General features: G+C 64.7%; 19 protein-coding genes. 6 read left to right on the top strand and 13 right to left on the bottom strand.

Annotated elements, in window-relative coordinates:
* Window positions 1–28: 28 nt before the first annotated feature.
* The gene (locus tag BLW48_RS10170) at window positions 29–619 is read left to right on the top strand and encodes a recombinase family protein (protein WP_093174434.1); all 591 of its coding nucleotides are present in this window, start codon (window positions 29–31) and stop codon (window positions 617–619) included.
* A gap of 160 nt (window positions 620–779) precedes the next feature.
* On the opposite strand, the gene BLW48_RS10165 is transcribed toward BLW48_RS10170, so the two are convergent.
* Window positions 780–1,022, bottom strand: coding sequence for a helix-turn-helix domain-containing protein (locus BLW48_RS10165; RefSeq protein ID WP_093174432.1), 243 nt, complete (start codon window positions 1,020–1,022; stop codon window positions 780–782).
* Window positions 1,023–1,153: 131 nt separating this feature from the next.
* Between BLW48_RS10165 and BLW48_RS10160 the strand changes: the two genes are divergently transcribed.
* Window positions 1,154–1,648 carry a hypothetical protein gene (locus tag BLW48_RS10160; protein ID WP_093174430.1) on the top strand — a complete coding sequence of 165 codons (495 nt, stop codon included), beginning with the start codon at window positions 1,154–1,156 and terminating at the stop codon, window positions 1,646–1,648.
* A gap of 1,068 nt (window positions 1,649–2,716) precedes the next feature.
* Here the strand turns inward: BLW48_RS10160 and BLW48_RS10150 are convergent.
* The 3 genes from BLW48_RS10150 to moaC form a co-directional block, all read right to left on the bottom strand.
* Window positions 2,717–3,340 (bottom strand): hypothetical protein, encoded by a 624-nt coding sequence (locus BLW48_RS10150; protein WP_143047737.1) that lies wholly within the window; start codon window positions 3,338–3,340, stop codon window positions 2,717–2,719.
* A 257-nt stretch (window positions 3,341–3,597) separates the two neighbouring features.
* Window positions 3,598–4,581 carry a site-specific integrase gene (locus tag BLW48_RS10145; protein ID WP_093174424.1) on the bottom strand — a complete coding sequence of 328 codons (984 nt, stop codon included), beginning with the start codon at window positions 4,579–4,581 and terminating at the stop codon, window positions 3,598–3,600.
* Window positions 4,582–4,691: 110 nt separating this feature from the next.
* On the bottom strand, window positions 4,692–5,174 hold the full coding sequence (gene moaC, locus BLW48_RS10140) for a cyclic pyranopterin monophosphate synthase MoaC (protein ID WP_093174422.1): 483 nt from the start codon (window positions 5,172–5,174) through the stop codon (window positions 4,692–4,694).
* Window positions 5,175–5,227: 53 nt separating this feature from the next.
* On the opposite strand from moaC, the gene BLW48_RS10135 reads away from it, so the two are divergent.
* The gene (locus BLW48_RS10135; RefSeq protein ID WP_093174421.1) at window positions 5,228–6,793 is read left to right on the top strand and encodes a M48 family metalloprotease; all 1,566 of its coding nucleotides are present in this window, start codon (window positions 5,228–5,230) and stop codon (window positions 6,791–6,793) included.
* 21 nt (window positions 6,794–6,814) lie between these two features.
* On the opposite strand, the gene BLW48_RS10130 is transcribed toward BLW48_RS10135, so the two are convergent.
* The 3 genes from BLW48_RS10130 to BLW48_RS10120 form a co-directional block, all read right to left on the bottom strand.
* Window positions 6,815–7,168, bottom strand: a complete 354-nt coding sequence (locus BLW48_RS10130) for a phage holin family protein (RefSeq protein ID WP_093055261.1) — start codon at window positions 7,166–7,168, stop codon at window positions 6,815–6,817.
* A gap of 88 nt (window positions 7,169–7,256) precedes the next feature.
* Window positions 7,257–7,721: a hypothetical protein gene (locus BLW48_RS10125; RefSeq protein WP_093055263.1), complete on the bottom strand. Its 465-nt coding sequence runs from the start codon at window positions 7,719–7,721 to the stop codon at window positions 7,257–7,259.
* Between the two features lie 70 nt (window positions 7,722–7,791).
* Window positions 7,792–8,541 (bottom strand): TerC family protein, encoded by a 750-nt coding sequence (locus BLW48_RS10120; protein WP_093055265.1) that lies wholly within the window; start codon window positions 8,539–8,541, stop codon window positions 7,792–7,794.
* A gap of 490 nt (window positions 8,542–9,031) precedes the next feature.
* Here BLW48_RS10120 and BLW48_RS10115 point away from each other — a divergent pair, with 490 nt between their 5' ends.
* Both BLW48_RS10115 and BLW48_RS10110 read left to right on the top strand, forming a co-directional pair.
* The gene (locus BLW48_RS10115; RefSeq protein WP_093055267.1) at window positions 9,032–9,502 is read left to right on the top strand and encodes a DUF3717 domain-containing protein; all 471 of its coding nucleotides are present in this window, start codon (window positions 9,032–9,034) and stop codon (window positions 9,500–9,502) included.
* A 2-nt stretch (window positions 9,503–9,504) separates the two neighbouring features.
* On the top strand, window positions 9,505–9,810 hold the full coding sequence (locus tag BLW48_RS10110) for a putative signal transducing protein (RefSeq protein WP_093055269.1): 306 nt from the start codon (window positions 9,505–9,507) through the stop codon (window positions 9,808–9,810).
* Between the two features lie 10 nt (window positions 9,811–9,820).
* Here BLW48_RS10110 and BLW48_RS10105 read toward each other — a convergent pair whose 3' ends face one another.
* Window positions 9,821–10,381 (bottom strand): YaeQ family protein, encoded by a 561-nt coding sequence (locus BLW48_RS10105; protein WP_093055271.1) that lies wholly within the window; start codon window positions 10,379–10,381, stop codon window positions 9,821–9,823.
* Window positions 10,381–11,760, bottom strand: a complete 1,380-nt coding sequence (gene purB / locus BLW48_RS10100) for an adenylosuccinate lyase (RefSeq protein ID WP_093174419.1) — start codon at window positions 11,758–11,760, stop codon at window positions 10,381–10,383. The genes BLW48_RS10105 and purB overlap by 1 nt, the downstream gene beginning before the upstream one ends.
* A gap of 130 nt (window positions 11,761–11,890) precedes the next feature.
* On the opposite strand from purB, the gene BLW48_RS10095 reads away from it, so the two are divergent.
* Window positions 11,891–12,502 (top strand): glutathione S-transferase N-terminal domain-containing protein, encoded by a 612-nt coding sequence (locus tag BLW48_RS10095; protein ID WP_093174417.1) that lies wholly within the window; start codon window positions 11,891–11,893, stop codon window positions 12,500–12,502.
* Window positions 12,503–12,546: 44 nt separating this feature from the next.
* Here the strand turns inward: BLW48_RS10095 and BLW48_RS10090 are convergent, their stop codons facing one another.
* The 4 genes from BLW48_RS10090 to BLW48_RS10075 all read right to left on the bottom strand — a co-directional run bounded on the left by BLW48_RS10090 (window position 12,547) and on the right by BLW48_RS10075 (window position 16,797).
* Window positions 12,547–13,761, bottom strand: coding sequence for an SAM-dependent methyltransferase (locus tag BLW48_RS10090; RefSeq protein WP_093174415.1), 1,215 nt, complete (start codon window positions 13,759–13,761; stop codon window positions 12,547–12,549).
* On the bottom strand, window positions 13,758–14,558 hold the full coding sequence (locus BLW48_RS10085; protein ID WP_093174413.1) for a DUF1365 domain-containing protein: 801 nt from the start codon (window positions 14,556–14,558) through the stop codon (window positions 13,758–13,760). The genes BLW48_RS10090 and BLW48_RS10085 overlap by 4 nt, the downstream gene beginning before the upstream one ends.
* Window positions 14,555–15,889, bottom strand: a complete 1,335-nt coding sequence (locus BLW48_RS10080) for an NAD(P)/FAD-dependent oxidoreductase (RefSeq protein WP_093174411.1) — start codon at window positions 15,887–15,889, stop codon at window positions 14,555–14,557. The genes BLW48_RS10085 and BLW48_RS10080 overlap by 4 nt, the downstream gene beginning before the upstream one ends.
* 293 nt (window positions 15,890–16,182) lie before the next feature.
* Window positions 16,183–16,797, bottom strand: a complete 615-nt coding sequence (locus BLW48_RS10075; RefSeq protein WP_093055284.1) for a glutathione peroxidase — start codon at window positions 16,795–16,797, stop codon at window positions 16,183–16,185.
* Window positions 16,798–16,817 lie beyond the last annotated feature (20 nt).

Below are 16,817 nucleotides of genomic sequence, written 5' to 3'. Positions count from 1 at the left end.
CTCCTTTTCGTACACCAAGGATGTCCGCATGACCCGTGTCTTCGCCTACTGTCGTGTCAGCACGACTGACCAGACGACAGAGAACCAGCTTCGAGAGATTGCAGCCGCAGGATTCGACATCGCGCCCAAGCGGCTCATAACTGAGACGATATCGGGCAGCGTTCCAGCCTCGGAACGGGCGGGCTTCTCGGGGCTCATCAATAGGCTGGAGGAAGGCGATGTGCTTGTGGTCACGAAGCTGGACCGACTTGGCCGCAATGCCATGGACGTTAGAGCCACCGTGGAGGCCCTGACGGGCTTAGGCGTCCGGGTTCATTGCCTAGCCCTTGGCGGCGTTGATCTAACCAGTGCGGCGGGCAAGATGACGATGGGTGTGCTCGCTGCCGTTGCGGAATTCGAGAGGGATTTGCTGATCGAGCGGACGCAATCAGGATTGGCGCGTGCGAAGGCCGCTGGAAAGGCTTTGGGGCGTCCGCAGGCGCTGGCCGAGGGGCAGGCCCGCGCCGCCCTTGAAAAGCTCTCCAAAGGGCTCTCCGTGGCGGCTGTCGCAAAGGAGTTCGACACGAGCAGGCAGACCATCATGCGCCTGCGCGACAAGGCCCCGCCAACGCAGCACTAAAGCGACAGCGAGGGCAGATGCCGGAGTGGAATTCGGCCTGCCGTGGGGCCCTCTCCGGCCCTCCTGAGCCCATTACTTGGAGGGGCACGGGGGAACTCAGACTCTGGAGCAGTCGTAGCTGCCCTCTTGCGGATACAGAAAAAATTTGGACTTCCACTCTCTACGGTTTGAGCAGTTGAAACGGCTTGACTTGGAGGGCGCGAGCCAATCGTTCTAGGTTGTCCAGCGAGATGTTTCGAGCCTGCCGCTCCACATGCGCCACAAAGGTTCGATGCAGGCCCGCTTCAAAGGCAAGCGCCTCTTGAGACCAACCCTTCGCCGCTCGGCGCCGTATCAAATTAATGGCAAGCACTTCCCGCGCCGAAGGTTCGGACTCTCCGTCGGGAACAAGCGGGCGAGACATTGCGGGGGAGTCTCTTTGCCTGCTGCTTTTGAGTCAGCCGCTTTTGAGTCACAATCTCGCGCTTGGCTTGTACGTGGTCGCCTAGCAGATCGCCGAAGGTTCGCTCTGCGTTCAAGCGAACTGGAGGACGCATGGGATTGTTTTCATGGATTGCCGCTACCGGGAGAAAGAGTGCGGCAGCTGCTCTGATTCAGCAGTACTTCGAGTTGAGCAAGCAGCATGGAATCTTTCCCGGCGACCCCGCAGGGACCGCCAATAGGATTACCGAACTCGCATGCAACCGCGTTCCCGAACTACCCCAAAAGTGGAAAGGACGAGTACTGGCCGCAAGCGTTCTAGCCATCGCAGTGCTCGAAGACGAATTCGCAGTAGAGGTCCGAGATCAGTGCGCGATGGCGCTGGCAGGCATGCTCAAGGCGGCGCATGCCGAGCGGCACCTTCATTCCTACGAGGATCAGAAGATGCTCGCAGTTGCTCAGCGTCTGTACGTCGAATTTCGGGAGGCCGTACCGGCGCAGCCGTATGAGCCACCAAAAACCGCAGCGGCCCAAAAGGAACAGCATCCGCAGACCGGGCGAGACAGGGCGCGGGCAATGGATGAACTCATCAAACGGATGAAGGCGTAGCGTCTCAGGCGTTGCAAGCCGGGACTCATGCACTTCGCGGACAAATAAGAAAGATGCAGTTCCGTCTCTCGGGCTGCTGGGCAAAGTCTCGCTGCACCGGACTCCTCCGCCGGGGCTGAAGCCCAGCGGGGGCGGGGCCAGCCGCGCCAGCACCTCGGTCATTGCAGCAGCCTTGGCGTCCCCTGCCCCAGTGCACGAGAGATCGCCCGCTTGCCGACCTGGCAGGGGCCTCCATGCCCGTCAGACGCTGCACGACCTGATCGACAGGGACCACATCCTTGCAATGCATGAACGGGTTGCCCGAGGTGTGGCTGTTCCAAGTGAAAACTCTCCCATTCCCATGCCACTCGGTCTGCCTCACGCTGGGCTTCCAACTGGGACACCTCGGTCGCGATAACCTCAGCGTCCCCTGTGCGAGTCCGCGTGGTCGAGATGGGTTGGGCCTTCATCCGCAGCCGAGAGTAGATGCACGCTGCGCGGTACTCCTCCCCGAGATGCTCCCTTGCCTTCCCGCCTGTTCGTTGGAAGAGGGGCCCTAGCAGTGTTTCCCCGGCCAGAACACCGGCTTTGTGCAGCGCCGGGATGTAGCGCCGAACATCCTGCGAGCGTCGACTATGCATCTCGGCGTACCACTGGCATAGGACTCCAATGCCGGGTGTGATACCTCGGCGCAGATTGGCGAAGCGTAGGACGAATGTCGCGAACTGCTGCACCTCGAATCGAAGGGATGCAAGCGCCTTGGCGCGGGCGGGCAACCTCTCGCGCAAGTCCAGCACGGGGATGTTCAGCTGGTCGGCAGGGATGATCTCTCCCGTACCTGTGTCCAAGTACTCATGGACGCTCCGAATCCCCCCGGCCTTGGTGGTGTTGACGGAGTACACCGCCAGCATATCGAAGCTCAGGGACTCCGCAGCCGTGGCGCGGCTGATTGTGTTCTTTCGCATGTGTATGTCTTTATTCGGGAAAACAGCAGGAATCCAGCATCCATGCGGGTTTGCGACCGATGGAAGTGCGCAAATGGCGCGATTCAGCTGGTCTGCGGTGGTGGGGGGCGACGGGTATTCGGTGTCAGGCATTCATGGCTGCGCGGCCCGCTTCGCGGTACGCGTTCAATCCCGGCAGTGCGGCCCGAACGGCTGCTGCCCCAACGGCGGCGCGGTCCTGATGCGATGCGGAACCGACTCGGAACTCGACCGCTGCGACGGTCCGTGCTCGCTCATCGCGGGAAAGAATGGGAGCCTGCGGACATGTCCGCTCGCTGAAGCCAATCTCCTTGCCGCTGACTCTGAGGATCAGGTTTTCACGAGTGAGATCGTTGCGGTCCCCATTGCGGTAGCTGATCCTCTCGCCTTTGCGGGCGTCCAAGATGACGCGGGCGAGGGGCCTGATCTTGTCGCCGTGATTGATGCTGGGGTAGTAGTTGTTCCCAGTGACCTTGCGTTGCGTCCAGCGAGCGGTCCAACCTGCCGCTTGAAGGAGGCAGTAATCTCGCGCTTCGACCTTGGCGGTAGACCCGTCTTGCAGTACCACGCCGAGCACGGTAGGGGTGAGGGGCACGATGTCATTTATGCCGCCTAGACGAGGAAGCCGTTGAGTATCGTCAGGCGTGTATGGACTGGTCGCAGGGCCGTACCAGCGGGGCGTTTGCGCGGCAGGCGTTGAGGTCAATAGTCGCGCGGAGTTCGTGTCCATGAAGTTCCTTTGAAGAGTCTTCGCGCACGGCTGCGCCTACCGGTAAGGGCATGCGGTTTCGAGAGCGAGGGAGTGCGTAACCCGGAGCCGCTAGATCGGGCTAGGGAAGTGACGCGTGAGCACAGGGTGCGATGAATGCCAAGAAGACCTTGGCGCTAAGACGGAAAAGGCCGCACCGTCAGCAGCATTGCGCTGCCAAGAAATGCGACCTTGTGTCTGTAATATAGGTACCGGATATAGAAACCGGTCCGCCGCTACTAACCCAGCTTCTTGGCCAGGGCCCCCGCGCTGGGGTGGTAATACCGCTTCAACATTTGGAGGCTGCGATGCCCCGTCACCGCCGCCAGTTCGATGACATTGGGCAGTTTGTCCGCCATGCGACTTGTTGCCGTGTGCCGTAGGTCGTGAAAGCGAAAACCGGGAACGCGTGCCCGCGCTGTAGCTTTCCGGAATGCTGCTGCCAGCGTCTGCGCAGATATCGAGAAGACGCGCCCATCCCCGTCTGTAGGCCGCGCTGAGAGGGCCGCGACTGCGGCGCGGGATAGCGGCACGCTGCGCGGATGCCCGTTCTTCGAGACCGGCAAGTACGCGGTTTGAGCGGCGAGATCGATATGCTTCCATTCGAGGGCCAACAGTTCACCCCGGCGCATGGCCGTATGCAGTGCAAGCTGCACAAGCGGCAGCATGTCTGGATTGCGTCGGCCTACTGGGGCCACGGCCACCAGCAAGCGCCCTTCTTCATCAGCAGAGAGCACGCGTGCCCGGCCAGGGGGAGCAGGCGGTTTCTTTACTAGTAGGCAAGGGTTTTCGATGCCAGCGCCCCATTCCCGCCGAGCGTGATTGATGACGCTGGAAAGCAGCGAAAGGTCCCGGATGACTGCTCCGGCCTTGACCTCCCTTAGCCGTTCGTCGCGGAAAGCAGCAACGACCGTAGGCGTCAGTTTCTCCAGCGCAAAGGCGGCCATCTTCGAACGCATAAGCGCCTTGATGCGGATGACCTCGTCTAGGTGTCCGCGCTTGGTCGGCGATACCTCCGCTGAATACCGGAGCAGCGCCTCGCCAAGCAGTGCCTTGTCCATGCTGGTACGCGACCGATAGCCCCCCGCGTCCATGGACGTTTCCATGTGACGCGCCCATTTCTTCGCCTCTGTTCGCGTGGCGAAGCTCTTCACTTCAGCCGGGTAGCCTTCTCGCCGCACGCGTGCTTGCCACGTGCCAAACCGTTCTCGAATCGATGCCATCTCGTGCCTTATTGGGACAGGAGTGGGACAAGAACGAGTTTTCGGCCTTTCCGGGCGGCTAGTCTGGTGTGCGGGTCTTGTGGTGAGGTTGGCGTTTACTTGCGCCGCAATCACCCCGCCACCCAACTCCCCGACTTCCCCCCATGCTTCTCCAACACATGCACATCGTTGATCCGCATCCCCCGGTCCACCGCCTTGCACATGTCGTAGATCGTCAATAGCGCCACCTGCACCGCCGTCAAAGCCTCCATCTCCACCCCCGTCGGCCCGACGGTCTCGACGGTCGCCGTACAGACCACTTGCGGCACGCTCCCGGCGTCGGCAAGCGCAAACGCCACAGCCACCCGCGTCAACGCCAACGGATGACACAGCGGAATCAGATCGCTGGTCTTCTTCGCCGCCTGAATGCCAGCGATTCGCGCGATGCCCAGCACGTCGCCCTTCTTCGCCGTCCCCGATTCGATCAGCGCCAGCGTAGCCGCCTGCATCTCGATGCGGCCCGTGGCCACGGCCACGCGGTGGGTTGCGGGCTTGCCGGCCACGTCGACCATGTGGGCCTGGCCCTGGGCGTCAAAATGGGTGAGAGTGCTCATGGTGAACGTTCGTTTTGAAGATGCATCATACGAGCCCGAGCCACAGACGAGGAATGCCGCGCTTGACTCTCCATCGCCCCACGAAAAGCCTGCCGATGCCTGCCTTGCGGTCGTTGTGCGCTACTTTTTTAATAGCATCCCAGGTGCTCCTGCCAGTGCCCGCGCTGGCGCAGATGCAGCAGATCCTGCCCGGCATGGGCGATGGCGGTGAGATGACCGCCAGCGCGGAGCGCCACCTCGGCGACCAGATCGCCCGCGAGCTGTACCGCGACACGGACTACATCGACGACCCGGTGATCGCCGCCTACGTGCAGGACATCTGGCAGCGCCTGCTGGCGGCCGCCCGCGCGCGCGGCGAGCTCACGCCCGAGCTCGACGAGCGCTTCGCCTGGACGATCCTGCTGGGCCGGGACCGCAACATCAATGCCTTCGCGTTGCCCGGTGGCTACCTGGGACTCAACCTCGGCCTGGTGGCGGTGGTCGGCAGCCGCGACGAGTTGGCCACGGTGCTCGGGCACGAGCTCTCGCACGTCACGCAGCGCCACATCTCGCGCATCATGAGCAAGCAGGGCAAGCAGATGCCATTGATGATCGCGGGCCTGATCCTCGGGATGATTGCGGCCGGCAAGAGCCGCAACGGCGACGCAGGCCAGGCCGTGATCATGGGCAGCCAGGCGCTGTTCATGCAGAACCAGCTGAGTTTTTCGCGCGACATGGAGCGCGAGGCTGATCGCATCGGCTTCGGCGTGATGACGCAGGCGGGCTTCGCGCCGCAGGGCGCGGCCGCGATGTTCGAGAAGCTGCAGTACGCCTCGCGCCTCAACGACAACGGCTCGTACCCCTACCTGCGCAGCCACCCGCTGACCACGGAGCGCATCTCCGACATGCAGGGTCGCTTCCAGTTCCGCATGGATGCGGCGCCGCCGGTTCCGCTGGCGATGGACCACGCGATGATCGCCGCCCGCGCCCGCGTGCTGACGCGCCCGGGCGTCGACGTGCTGCGGCTCTGGATCGAATCGGCCTCCAGCGGCGAGTTCGCAAAAAGCTCACCGGCCCAGCAGGCCGGCACGCTCTATGCCGCGGCACTGTCGGCCAAGGAAATGCGCGACTACAAGAGCGCGCGCACGCTGGTCGAACGACTGGTTGCGCGCACGGCGGACGATGCTGCCGCGGCGAAGCAGGCGCGTTGGCTCAACGCGGAGATCGAGCTCGCCGCAGGCGCCGCGCCCAAGGCGGCTGCGCTGCTCGATGCCAAGTCGAAGGAGCGGCCCGAGATGATGCTCGCTGCCGAAGCCGCCACGGCGATGCGCCAGCCCGCGCCGATGATTCCTGTATTGCGCGACTGGGTCGCCGCGAACCCGCGCGATGCCACGGCGTGGCGCACGCTCGCCAATCTCTACGGTGCCCAGAATGACACGCTGCGCGCGGTGCGCGCCGACGCCGAGGCGAACGTGGCGATCCTCGACTACCCGGCCGCGCGCGACCGTTTCAAGGCTGCACAGGAACTCGTCCGCCAGTCCAAGGTGGTCGACCACTACGAGGCGTCGATCATCGACACCCGTGCGCGGGCAGTGGAGGCGTTGGTGAAAGAGCAGGCTGCGGAGCCGCCGCTGAAGTGACGTAGCGCGGCAGTTGCAGATTCAGCGCTTGGACAGCAGCCCGCCCAGCGCGGACTCGATCAGCAACCCCAGCAGCGAATACAGCAGCGAGCCGATCAACGCGGCCAGGAAGCCGCTGACGTGAAAGCCGCTCAGCAGCCCCGACGCAGCCCAGAACAGCAGCGCGTTGATGATGAACAGGAACAGCCCGAGCGTGACGATGGTGACCGGCAGCGTCAGCACCACCAGCACCGGCCGCACGACCATGTTGAGCAGGCCGATCACCGCGGCCGCGATCAGCGCGGAGCCGAAGCTGTTGACCTGGACACCGCTGTAGAGATAGGCAACCGCCAGCAGCGCCACGGCGCTGAGCAGCCATTTGATGATGATGCGCATAGGGCGCTCAGGATACCCCAGGGCCCACAAAACAACGAGCCCCGGTGCGTTGCCGCACCGGGGCTCGTCCAGAGAGACTCGTCCTGCCTTACTCGGCCAGTTCGTTCGCCAGCACCAGCAGCGCGCCCATGCCCATCACTGCGCCGGGAAAGGCCCAGCCCGATTGATGGGCCGGTGTCTGGTCGGGCGTTACCGGCTCCAGGTCGACGCCGATCTTCGGGCGGCGTGCATCGACCACGTGAACGGCCGAGTGCTCGCGCTTGAGCTGTGCCGTCAGTTCGGTCAGCGGGCCCTTGGCCAGCACCGGGGTCACCTGGCCGCCATTGCGCTCCAGCAGCGGCAGCATCTGCGCCTGCACCTTGCTGAACCACTTGGCGCGCCAGTTCTCGCGCGCGCTGTGGCTCACCCACTTGCTGATGCGATGCGTCATGCGCGGCGCGCAGGCCACGAGCACCCAATGGCGCGCCACGACGGTGCTCGCGTCCGGAGCAAGTTCGGCGAACTGCTCACAGGCGTAGGTGACGTCGTCGACATAAAGAATGATCTTTTCCATGGCGTGCTCCTTCAGGTAGTTAGAGTGAGAGACGAGGTGGGACAGGAAGTTTCTCGAAAGCGACGCCGGCTCAGCCGGTCGTCACCGCCTGTTCTTCAGGCTTGTTGCGGGCGTGGCGCGCAGCCACCCACTTGCCGATTGCCAGCACCAGCAGCGCACCGGCGATACCGGCGGCGTACTTGACCACGTCGGTCTGCGGCACCTTCGGCACCCAGGTCCAGGCGGCGGCGTTTGCCAGTGCGGGGTCGGACACGGCCATCGTGCCGGCGATCCAGCCGAGCAGCATGCCGCCCAGCGTGATGATCATCGGGAAGCGGTCCATCAGCTTGATGACCAGTTGGCTGCCCCAGACGATGATCGGGATGCTCACGAGCAAGCCGAAGATCACGAGCGGCATCTGGTGGCCGTCGCCCGCGCCTTGCGCGGCACCGGCAATGGCGATCACGTTGTCGACGCTCATCACGAGGTCGGCCACGATCACGGTCTTGACCGCGCCCCACAGCTTGTCGCTGCCGGTGATGTTGCCATGCGCGTCGTCGTGTTCAGGGGCCAGCAGCTTGACGCCGATCCACAGCAGCAGGATTGCGCCCACCAGCTTCAGGAACGGAATGGCCAGCAGCGTGAGCGCAAAGAAGATCAGGATGACGCGCAGGATGATGGCGCCCGCTGTACCCCAAAGAATGCCCTTGGTGCGTTGGGCTGGCGGCAGCTTACGGCAGGCCAGCGCGATCACGACGGCGTTGTCGCCGCCCAGCAGGATGTCGATCATGATGATCTGACCGACCGCGACCCAGAACTCCGGGGTCATGAACATTTCCATAGATTCCTCTTTTGTCTTTGCGCCCCAGCCTCTCCCTTCAGGGGCGACGACGGAAGGCGCATGCCGATGCGTTTCGATTCATCCCGTGCGGGAAGGTCGAAAGCGAGGAATGAAGTCCGGGGGTGACACCGGGAGCTTGCGAACGCTTCGACCAAACCTGCACAGGTTCAAATCGAAGGTCTCGCTCGACAGCGCCCGCGCGAGTGCGCGTACGTTGTCCGGCAGGCCGGAAGTGTTTTGCTTCGTATTGACGACCTGACGATTCGCGCTGCCGTGGACAGCGGTCGGGAGCTACTCCCCTTCGTGGGGCGGATTAGAGCATCGAAGCTCCCGGCGCTGCAATCGAAAGTTTCCACGGGCTTAAAGAGAACGCCTTGGAAATGCTGATGGATAGGGTGTTTGACGCTCTGCTTTTCATAGCAATCTTGTCCCTTCGGCGTTTCGGGACATTGCCGGACTATGATCGCCGTCCGCTGCTTTTTCACGTTCCATGGCCGCCATACACATCACCGACATCGAGGCCGCCATCAACCACTGGCGCGAGAAGACGCCGTCGCCCGACGGGGTCACGCTTGGCCCCGAATTGCGCGCGCTGGCCGAGGTCTACGCGCTCATGGTTTTTCACCACGAGGACGAAGTCGACGAGGTCGGCTTTCCGCCCAAGGCCTGGGCCGCCTGGATGGCCTGGTACGAGAGCACGCCCGACACGCCCTGCATCGCGATCTGCTCCACCAGCCAGGGCGACGACGAATGCAAGGGCTGCGGCCGTACCTTCGACGAGGTGCAGTTCTGGCCTGGCATGACACCCGTCGAGAAGCGCGCCACGTGGCGCCGCATCACGATGGAAGACTCGGCCTGGCGCTTCAACCGCTATGCCGAACGGGCACGCGAGGCGGAACCGCCGCCGTCCGCAGCCGAGCCTGAGCTCGATCCCGACGACGAGAAAAACTGGGCCCCCTGACCATGCGCCGCCTCGCGCAAGCCCCCAACCTCGCGATCGCGACCGTGTGGGTGCACGCGCTGCGCGAAGAGGGCGTGGCCGCCACCGTGCAGCGCGAATTCCTCGGCGCGGTGATGGGCCAGTTGCCACCCGACCAGTGCCTGCCCGAGATCTGGATCGACGACGAGGCCCAGTTCGATCTTGCCAGGAGGCTGCTGCACGAGTTGCAGCACCGCCCGCAGCGCAGCTGGCTGTGCGTGTGCGGCGAGCAGGTCGAAGGCGGCTTCGAGCAGTGCTGGCAGTGCGGCGAGATGATGCCGGCCGCCTAGCCGCGCGGTATTACTTCCAGCGAAGCAGTTCCACGTCGATGCTGTTGACGCCGTCGCCCAGCGTCAGCGTGTTTTCCTGAATGGTCGCCTGCAGCTGCATGCTGCGCTGCGCCAGCGCGGCCAGCGCCTGCGAGGCATTCGTCGGCACGCGATAGACCTTCAGGTTCTGCGGCCGCGTGAGCTTGTTCTCGATGCCGCGCCACCAGATTTCCGCCGCGTGGTTGAAGCAATAGACGATCACCTCGTCCGCCTTGCCGCAGGCCTTGATGATGGGCTTGTCTTCCGGCTGGCCGACCTCGATCCAGATCTTGACCTCGCCCGTGAAGTCGCGCAGCCACACGTCGGGCTCGTCGACGTTCGACAAGCCGGCGCCAAAGGCCAGCGTGCCGTCGCCCTGGCAGATGTCCTGCAGCTGGTGCGCATTGAGCGCGAGCGCGACCAGCCGGATCATCATCCGCTCGTCGGTTTCGCTCGGGTGGCGCGCCAGGGTCAGCGCATGGTCGGCGTAGTAGCCGTGGTCGATGTCGGCCACTGCGAGGGTGGCCTTGAAGATGGTGGACTTGAGGGCCATCAGATGCGCTTGGCCAGCTCGGCAGCCTTGCCGACGTAGCTGGCCGGCGTCATCGCCAGCAGGCGGGCCTTTTCCTCTTCCGGAATCTCCAGCGAGCGGATCAGCCCGTGCAGCGCCTCGGCCGTCACGGTCTTGCCGCGCGTCACTTCTTTCAGCTGCTCGTAGGCACCCTGCACGCCGAAGCGGCGCATCACGGTCTGGATCGGCTCGGCCAGCACTTCCCAGGAGGCGTCGAGGTCTTCGGCCAGCGCTTCCTCGTTGAGCTCCAGCTTGCCCAGGCCGGTGGCCAGGCTGGCGTAGGCCAGAGTGGCATAGCCGAAGGCCACGCCGATGTTGCGCAGCACCGTGCTGTCGGTCAGGTCGCGCTGCCAGCGGCTGATGGGCAGCTTCTCGCTCAGGTGGCGCAGCACCGCGTTGGCCAGGCCCAGGTTGCCTTCGGCGTTCTCGAAGTCGATCGGGTTGACCTTGTGCGGCATCGTCGAGGAGCCGATCTCGCCCTTCTTCAACCGCTGCTTGAAGTAGCCCAGGCTCACGTAGCCCCAGATGTCGCGCGAGAAGTCGATCAGGATCGTGTTGGCGCGGGCCACTGCGTCGAACAGCTCGGCCATGTAGTCGTGCGGCTCGATCTGGATGCTGTACGGCTGGAAGCTCAGGCCCAGGCCCAGCGGCGCGGGCGTCTCGATGACCTTGCGGCTGAAGGCTTCCCAGTCGAAGTCGGGCCAGGCGGCAAGGTGGGCGTTGTAGTTGCCGACCGCGCCGTTCATCTTGCCCAGCAGCTGCACCGAGGCGATCTGCGCGCGGGCCTTCGACAGGCGCACCGTCACGTTGGCGATTTCCTTGCCGACCGTGGTCGGGCTGGCGGTCTGGCCGTGCGTGCGCGACAGCATCGACACGTTGGCGAACTGGTGCGCCATCTCGCGCAGCTTGGTGATCAGGCCGTCGATGGCCGGCAGCACCACCTTGTCGCGCGCGGCCTGGATCTGCAGGGCGTGGCTGGTGTTGTTGATGTCCTCGCTGGTACAGGCGAAGTGCACGAACTCGGCGGCCGCAAGCAGCTCGGGCCGGGCCTCGAACTTGGACTTGATCCAGTATTCGACCGCCTTCACGTCGTGGTTGGTGGTTTTCTCGATTTCCTTGATGGCCAGCGCGTCGGCCTCGGAAAAGTGCGACACCAGGCCCAGCAGGTACTTGCGGGCGCCGCCTGTCAGGGGCTTGAATTCGGCGAAGCCGCAGTCGGACAGCGCAATGAACCACGCCACCTCGACTTGCACGCGCCGGTGCATATAGCCCTGTTCACTCATCAGCGGACGCAACGCCGCGAGTTTGGCCGCGTAACGGCCATCAAGGGGGGAAAGGGCGGAAACGGTGGAAAAGCTCATGCCCGAATTTTAGGCGGCCGGCGGTCCGTGGGGCGGTACCGACACATTGGGGTCGATTTGGGGCTCTGGTTTTCCCGTTCACCTAAAATGACTATTAACAAACGTCATTAAAGCTAGGGAGAGAGCCTTCATGAAACTGATCGGATCCGCCGCCAGCCCTTATGTGCGCAAGGTGCGCGTGGTGCTGGCCGAAAAGCGGCTCGATTACCAGTTCGTGATCGAAGACGTCTGGGCTGCCGACACCACGATCTCCAATTCCAACCCGCTCGGCAAGGTTCCCTGCCTGATCATGGAAGGCGGCGAGGCGATGTTCGACTCCCGCGTGATCGTCGAATACCTGGACACCCTGTCGCCGGTCGGCAAGCTGATTCCGCAGCAGGGCCGCGAGCGCGCCGAGGTCAAGACCTGGGAGGCGCTGGCCGATGGCGTCATGGACGCCGGCGTGCTCTGGCGCCTGGAAGCCACCTGGGCCGGCCGCAACGACGGCGAGCGCAGCGCGGCCTGGATCGAGCGCCAGCGCACCAAGGTCGAGGACGGCGTTGCCGCCATGTCCAAGGGCCTGGGCGACAAGCCCTTCTGCAGCGGCATCCACCTGAGCCTTTCAGACATCGCGGTGGGCTGCACGCTGGGCTGGCTGGACCTGCGCTTCCCCGAAATCGACTGGCGCGGCGACCACGGCAACCTCGCGAAGCTGTTCGACAAGCTGATGCTGCGGCCCAGCTTCATCGACACCAAACCCTGAGAAGCGAGCCCTGAAGAAAGGCGCCACGCGGCGCCTTTTTCTTTTCAGCGCTTGCGCAGCGTGTACTGCACCACGTCGATGTTCGCCTGCGAGAACGCGGCCTCGCAGTAGGCCAGGTAGAACTCCCAGATACGCATGAAGCGCTCGTCGAAACCCAGCTGCAGGATGCGGCCGCGCTGCCCGAGGAAGCTCTCGCGCCAGCGGCGCAGCGTCTCGGCGTAGTCGGCGCCGAAGGCGAATTCGTCCACCACCTCTAGCCCCGCGGCCTCGGCCTCGCGGCGGAACTCGCGCGGGCACGGCAGGCAGCCGCCCGGGAAGATGTACTGCTGGATGAAGTCGGTCGAGTCGATGTAGCGGTCGAACAGCAGATCGTCGATCACGATGCTCTGCACGCAGGCGCGGCCGCCCGGCTTGAGCAGCCGGCTCACGCTCTGGAAGTAGGTCGGCCAGTACGCGCGGCCCACGGCTTCCACCATTTCGATGGAGCACACCGCGTCGAAGGGGGCGTCGGCGATGTCGCGGTAGTCCTGCAGGCGCAGGTCGGTGACCAGTCCGGCGGTGCGCTCGCGGGCGTAGGCGAGCTGCTCGGTCGACAGCGTCACGCCCGTCACCGAGGCGCCGAAGTCCGTCGCCGCCATCTCGGCCAGCGCGCCCCAGCCGCAGCCGATCTCGAGCACGCGGTCGCCGGGTTGCACGGCCGCCAGTTCGAGCGCGCGGCGCACCTTGGCGCGCTGCGCCTCGGGCATCGGCTTGGACAGGTCGCCATTGAACCAGGCCGACGAGTAGTTCATCGTCTCGTCGAGCCAGAGTTTGTAGAACGCATTGCCCAGGTCGTAGTGCGCGTGGATGTTGCGCGAGCTGCCCGCCTTGCTATTGCGGTTCATGAGGTGCCGCACGCGATACAGCAGGCGGCCGGGCCAGCTGCCGTACACCACGTCCTCGATGGCGCGGCGGTTGGCGATGAACACCTTGATCAGCTCGGTGAGGTTGGGCGTGGTCCAGTCGCCGGCGATGTAGCTCTCGGCAAAGCCGATGTCGCCTGACTTGAGCGCGGCCTTGCAGGCATTCCAGTTGCGCAGCGTGAGCGAGGCCGTGGGGCCGCTGCCCGGCGTGGCGCCGAAGTGCCGCACCGAGTCGTCGGGCAGGCGCACGGTGAGCGAGCCATGGGCCAGCCGCTGCAGCAGGCCGAGTACGGTGCGCGCGGCGGCGGGCGCGCCCTGGGGCAGCGAGAAGCGGGACGCGGTTGTTGTGGACGTCATGGATTCACCTGCTGCTGCTGGTTGTCGCGTGAAACGAAGTGCGTGGGCGGCGCCGGCCTGGCGACCAAAGGCACGCGCTTGAGCCACAGCTTCGCGGCCTGCCAGTGAATGCGCGCGATCAGCCCGAAGGTCATGGCCGGATAGCGCCACAGTGCGCGGCGCACGCTGGCCGAGGTCATGGGACCGAGGTCGCCGCTCACGCTGGTCTGCAGCAGCGGGCCGTCGGTGTCGTCGTGGTCGATGCGCACCACCGTATGTGCGCGGCCGGCATCGAGGAAGAAGCGGAAGCGGTAGCTGCCGTCGACGCGGCAGAACGGCGAGACGTGGAAGGCTTTCGCCGCCTGGAGTTCTTCGCCGTACACCGGGCGGTCCAGCAGGTAGCAATGGCGCTCGCCGAAGGTGTTGTTGACCTCGACCACGATGGCCCGCAGCACGCCTTCGGGCGTGTGGCAGTACCAGAAGCTCACCGGCTTGAAGGTGTAGCCGAACACGCGCGGGTAGCAGTGCAGCCAGGCTTCTCCGCCGGCGTCGTGGATCTGGTGGGCGGCCAGCAGGTCGTCGAGCCAGGCCAGCGCGCCGCCTTGCTCGGGCGGGCGGCCGTCGCCGTGATCGACGTCGTGAAAAGAGATGGCGGCCGCGCGGTTGAGCGCCACGGCTTTGCTGCCGTGCTCGCGCAGGGCGCGCATCGGCAGCATCAGGAAGTAGGTCGGATAGACGAAGGCGTTGCGCGCCGGGCGCAAGCGTGTGTGGCGGACTTCGCCGAAGCCCATCAGCGGCATGGTCTGCGTGGGTGTCATGCTGCAAGCCTCGCCGTCGTCGGGTTCTCGCCGGCGGAAAGCCGTGCGCGCAGTCCTTCGGCCACCGCCAGCCCGGCCTTGAGGCCGTCTTCATGGAAGCCGTAGCCCATCCACGCGCCGGCGAACCAGGTGTTGCGCTGGCCTTGCAGGGCGGGCACCTCGGCCTGCGCGCGGATCGCGGCGAGGTCAAGCACCGGGTGGTCGTAGTCGTATTCGGCCATGACCTGACTACGCTGGATTTCGCGCACCGGATTCAACGAAATGACGACCGGTTGTTCCCAGGGCAGCGGCTGCAGCTTGTTCAGCAGGTAGTGCAGGCAGATGCGGCCGGCCTCGTGTTCGTCGGCGCGCTCGTAGTTCCAGGCGGCCCAGGCCGCGCGGCACTGCGGCAGCACCGAGGCGTCGGTGTGCAGCACGGCATGGTTCGACTGGTAGCGGATCGCGTCCAGCACCGCAGCCTCGGCGGGGCTCGCGTCGCCGAGCATGGCGAGCGACTGGTCGGAGTGCGTGGCCAGCACGACGTGGTCGAAGCGCTCGACGCCCGCGTCGGTGGCCACCAGCACCCCGGCGTCGCTGCGGGTGATGCCGCGCACGGACGTGTTCAGGCGCTTGTCGGGCAGGCCCGCCACGATCTTCTCGACGTAGTGGCGCGAGCCGCCGCGCACGGTGCGCCACTGCGGCCGGTTGGCGATCTGGATCAGGCCGTGGTTGTGGCAGAAGCGGATCATGGTCGCGACCGGGAACCTCAGCATCCGCGTGGTCGAGCAGCTCCAGATGCAGCCCATCATCGGCAGGAAATACCACTCGCGAAACGCCGCGCCGAAGCGGTGGGCGTCGAGAAATTCGCCCAGCGGCTGGGCCATTTCTCCCTCGGTGCCGGCCTCGGCGATGCGCGTGGTCAGGCGGTTGAAGCGCAGCAGGTCACCGAGCATTCCCAGGAAGCGGCGGTCGAACAGGTTGCGCCGCTGCGCGAACACGGTGCCGAGGCTGTTGCCGCTCCACTCCAGCCGGCCGCCGCTGTTGTCGCGCGCGGCCTGGACCGAGAACGACATGTCGGAAGCAGCCGTCTCGACGCCGAGTTCGGCGAAAAGACGGATCAGGTTCGGGTAGGTGCGATCGTTGTAGACCAGGAAACCGGTGTCGACGCCATGGGCGACCCGGGTCGTGTCGGTGGAGGAGCGTGGAAGCTCGATTGTTGCCGTATGGGCGTGGCCACCGAAGTAGTCACTGGCTTCAAAGAGGGTGACGGCGGCCGCATCGCGCAGCGAATGCGCTGCGGCCAATCCTGAGATGCCGGCGCCGATGACGGCGATGCGAGGGGGCCGCGTCATCGCGAAACCCCAGCCCGGCTGGAAGACAAAAATGCTGCGAGGCGCCCCGACGCGAAGGAGGGAGGGAGGGAGGAGGAGAAGAATCGCCTCGGGATTTCGACCAGACGGCAGGCGCCCGGAAGACCTCGCAACATGAAAACTGCTGGGCAATCACTGCCCACGCAAGTTAGGAGCGCGACATCCGCGGCACGGTTCCCGCGCGTTTGGTAAACGTTTGTGACGCCGAGTTCACGATGATTTAGACGCATCGGTAAATAATATTACCGATTCGTTTTCTTGTGAACTGCTCAGTCTCAATTTGACCCGAGTTGCTTCTCGATGACGTTCACAAAGCCGTTTTCATCGGGCGCCGTCATGCTCGACCACGCCTGCACGACCTTGCCGTCGCGCCCGATCAGGTACTTGTAGAAGTTCCACTTCGGCGTGGTGCCGGAGGCCTGCGCGAGCTGCTTGAACAGCGGGTTCGCCTCGGTGCCGCGCACCGACGACTTGGCGAACATCGGGAATTTCACGCCGAAGGTGCTTTCGCAGAAGTCGGCAATTTCCTTGTTGGAGCCCGATTCCTGGGAGAAATCGTTGGACGGGAAACCCAGCACCACGAGCCCGCGCGAGCGGTATTTCATGTCCAGCGACTCCAGCCCCTTGTATTGCGGAGTGAATCCGCAGAAGCTGGCCGTATTGACCACCAGAACCACCTTGCCGGAGTACTGGCACAAAGACTGGGGTTTTTCATCCTGCAGCCGCGGGAAGGTGTGTTGCAGGATTGCCGGGCATCCTGCGGCCTCTGCCGGAGCGGGCGCGGCGGACGCCGTCTGGGCGTGGGCGGGAAGGGTCGAAAAGAGGCTCGCCACGAGGGAAATCGCGGGGGCGCAGCGCCAGAGCGTCGACAATCGGAAGAGGGTTCGCATGGCGGGCTCCTGGGTCAAAA

It is taken from the genome of Variovorax sp. YR266 (genome assembly GCF_900107295.1).
Lineage (GTDB): Bacteria > Pseudomonadota > Gammaproteobacteria > Burkholderiales > Burkholderiaceae_C > Variovorax.
The sequence above is the reverse complement of the archived record's forward strand: the minus strand, read 5'-3'. Positions and strand labels throughout refer to the sequence as shown.

Coding starts and splice junctions, on each gene's coding strand:
- BLW48_RS10170 (WP_093174434.1), top strand. CDS start 29: ATGACCCGTGTCTTCGCCTACTGTCGTGTCAGCACGACTGACCAGACG.
- BLW48_RS10165 (WP_093174432.1), bottom strand. CDS start 1,022: ATGTCTCGCCCGCTTGTTCCCGACGGAGAGTCCGAACCTTCGGCGCGG.
- BLW48_RS10160 (WP_093174430.1), top strand. CDS start 1,154: ATGGGATTGTTTTCATGGATTGCCGCTACCGGGAGAAAGAGTGCGGCA.
- BLW48_RS10150 (WP_143047737.1), bottom strand. CDS start 3,340: ATGGACACGAACTCCGCGCGACTATTGACCTCAACGCCTGCCGCGCAA.
- BLW48_RS10145 (WP_093174424.1), bottom strand. CDS start 4,581: ATGGCATCGATTCGAGAACGGTTTGGCACGTGGCAAGCACGCGTGCGG.
- moaC (WP_093174422.1), bottom strand. CDS start 5,174: ATGAGCACTCTCACCCATTTTGACGCCCAGGGCCAGGCCCACATGGTC.
- BLW48_RS10135 (WP_093174421.1), top strand. CDS start 5,228: ATGCCGCGCTTGACTCTCCATCGCCCCACGAAAAGCCTGCCGATGCCT.
- BLW48_RS10130 (WP_093055261.1), bottom strand. CDS start 7,168: ATGCGCATCATCATCAAATGGCTGCTCAGCGCCGTGGCGCTGCTGGCG.
- BLW48_RS10125 (WP_093055263.1), bottom strand. CDS start 7,721: ATGGAAAAGATCATTCTTTATGTCGACGACGTCACCTACGCCTGTGAG.
- BLW48_RS10120 (WP_093055265.1), bottom strand. CDS start 8,541: ATGGAAATGTTCATGACCCCGGAGTTCTGGGTCGCGGTCGGTCAGATC.
- BLW48_RS10115 (WP_093055267.1), top strand. CDS start 9,032: ATGGCCGCCATACACATCACCGACATCGAGGCCGCCATCAACCACTGG.
- BLW48_RS10110 (WP_093055269.1), top strand. CDS start 9,505: ATGCGCCGCCTCGCGCAAGCCCCCAACCTCGCGATCGCGACCGTGTGG.
- BLW48_RS10105 (WP_093055271.1), bottom strand. CDS start 10,381: ATGGCCCTCAAGTCCACCATCTTCAAGGCCACCCTCGCAGTGGCCGAC.
- purB (WP_093174419.1), bottom strand. CDS start 11,760: ATGAGCTTTTCCACCGTTTCCGCCCTTTCCCCCCTTGATGGCCGTTAC.
- BLW48_RS10095 (WP_093174417.1), top strand. CDS start 11,891: ATGAAACTGATCGGATCCGCCGCCAGCCCTTATGTGCGCAAGGTGCGC.
- BLW48_RS10090 (WP_093174415.1), bottom strand. CDS start 13,761: ATGACGTCCACAACAACCGCGTCCCGCTTCTCGCTGCCCCAGGGCGCG.
- BLW48_RS10085 (WP_093174413.1), bottom strand. CDS start 14,558: ATGACACCCACGCAGACCATGCCGCTGATGGGCTTCGGCGAAGTCCGC.
- BLW48_RS10080 (WP_093174411.1), bottom strand. CDS start 15,889: ATGACGCGGCCCCCTCGCATCGCCGTCATCGGCGCCGGCATCTCAGGA.
- BLW48_RS10075 (WP_093055284.1), bottom strand. CDS start 16,797: ATGCGAACCCTCTTCCGATTGTCGACGCTCTGGCGCTGCGCCCCCGCG.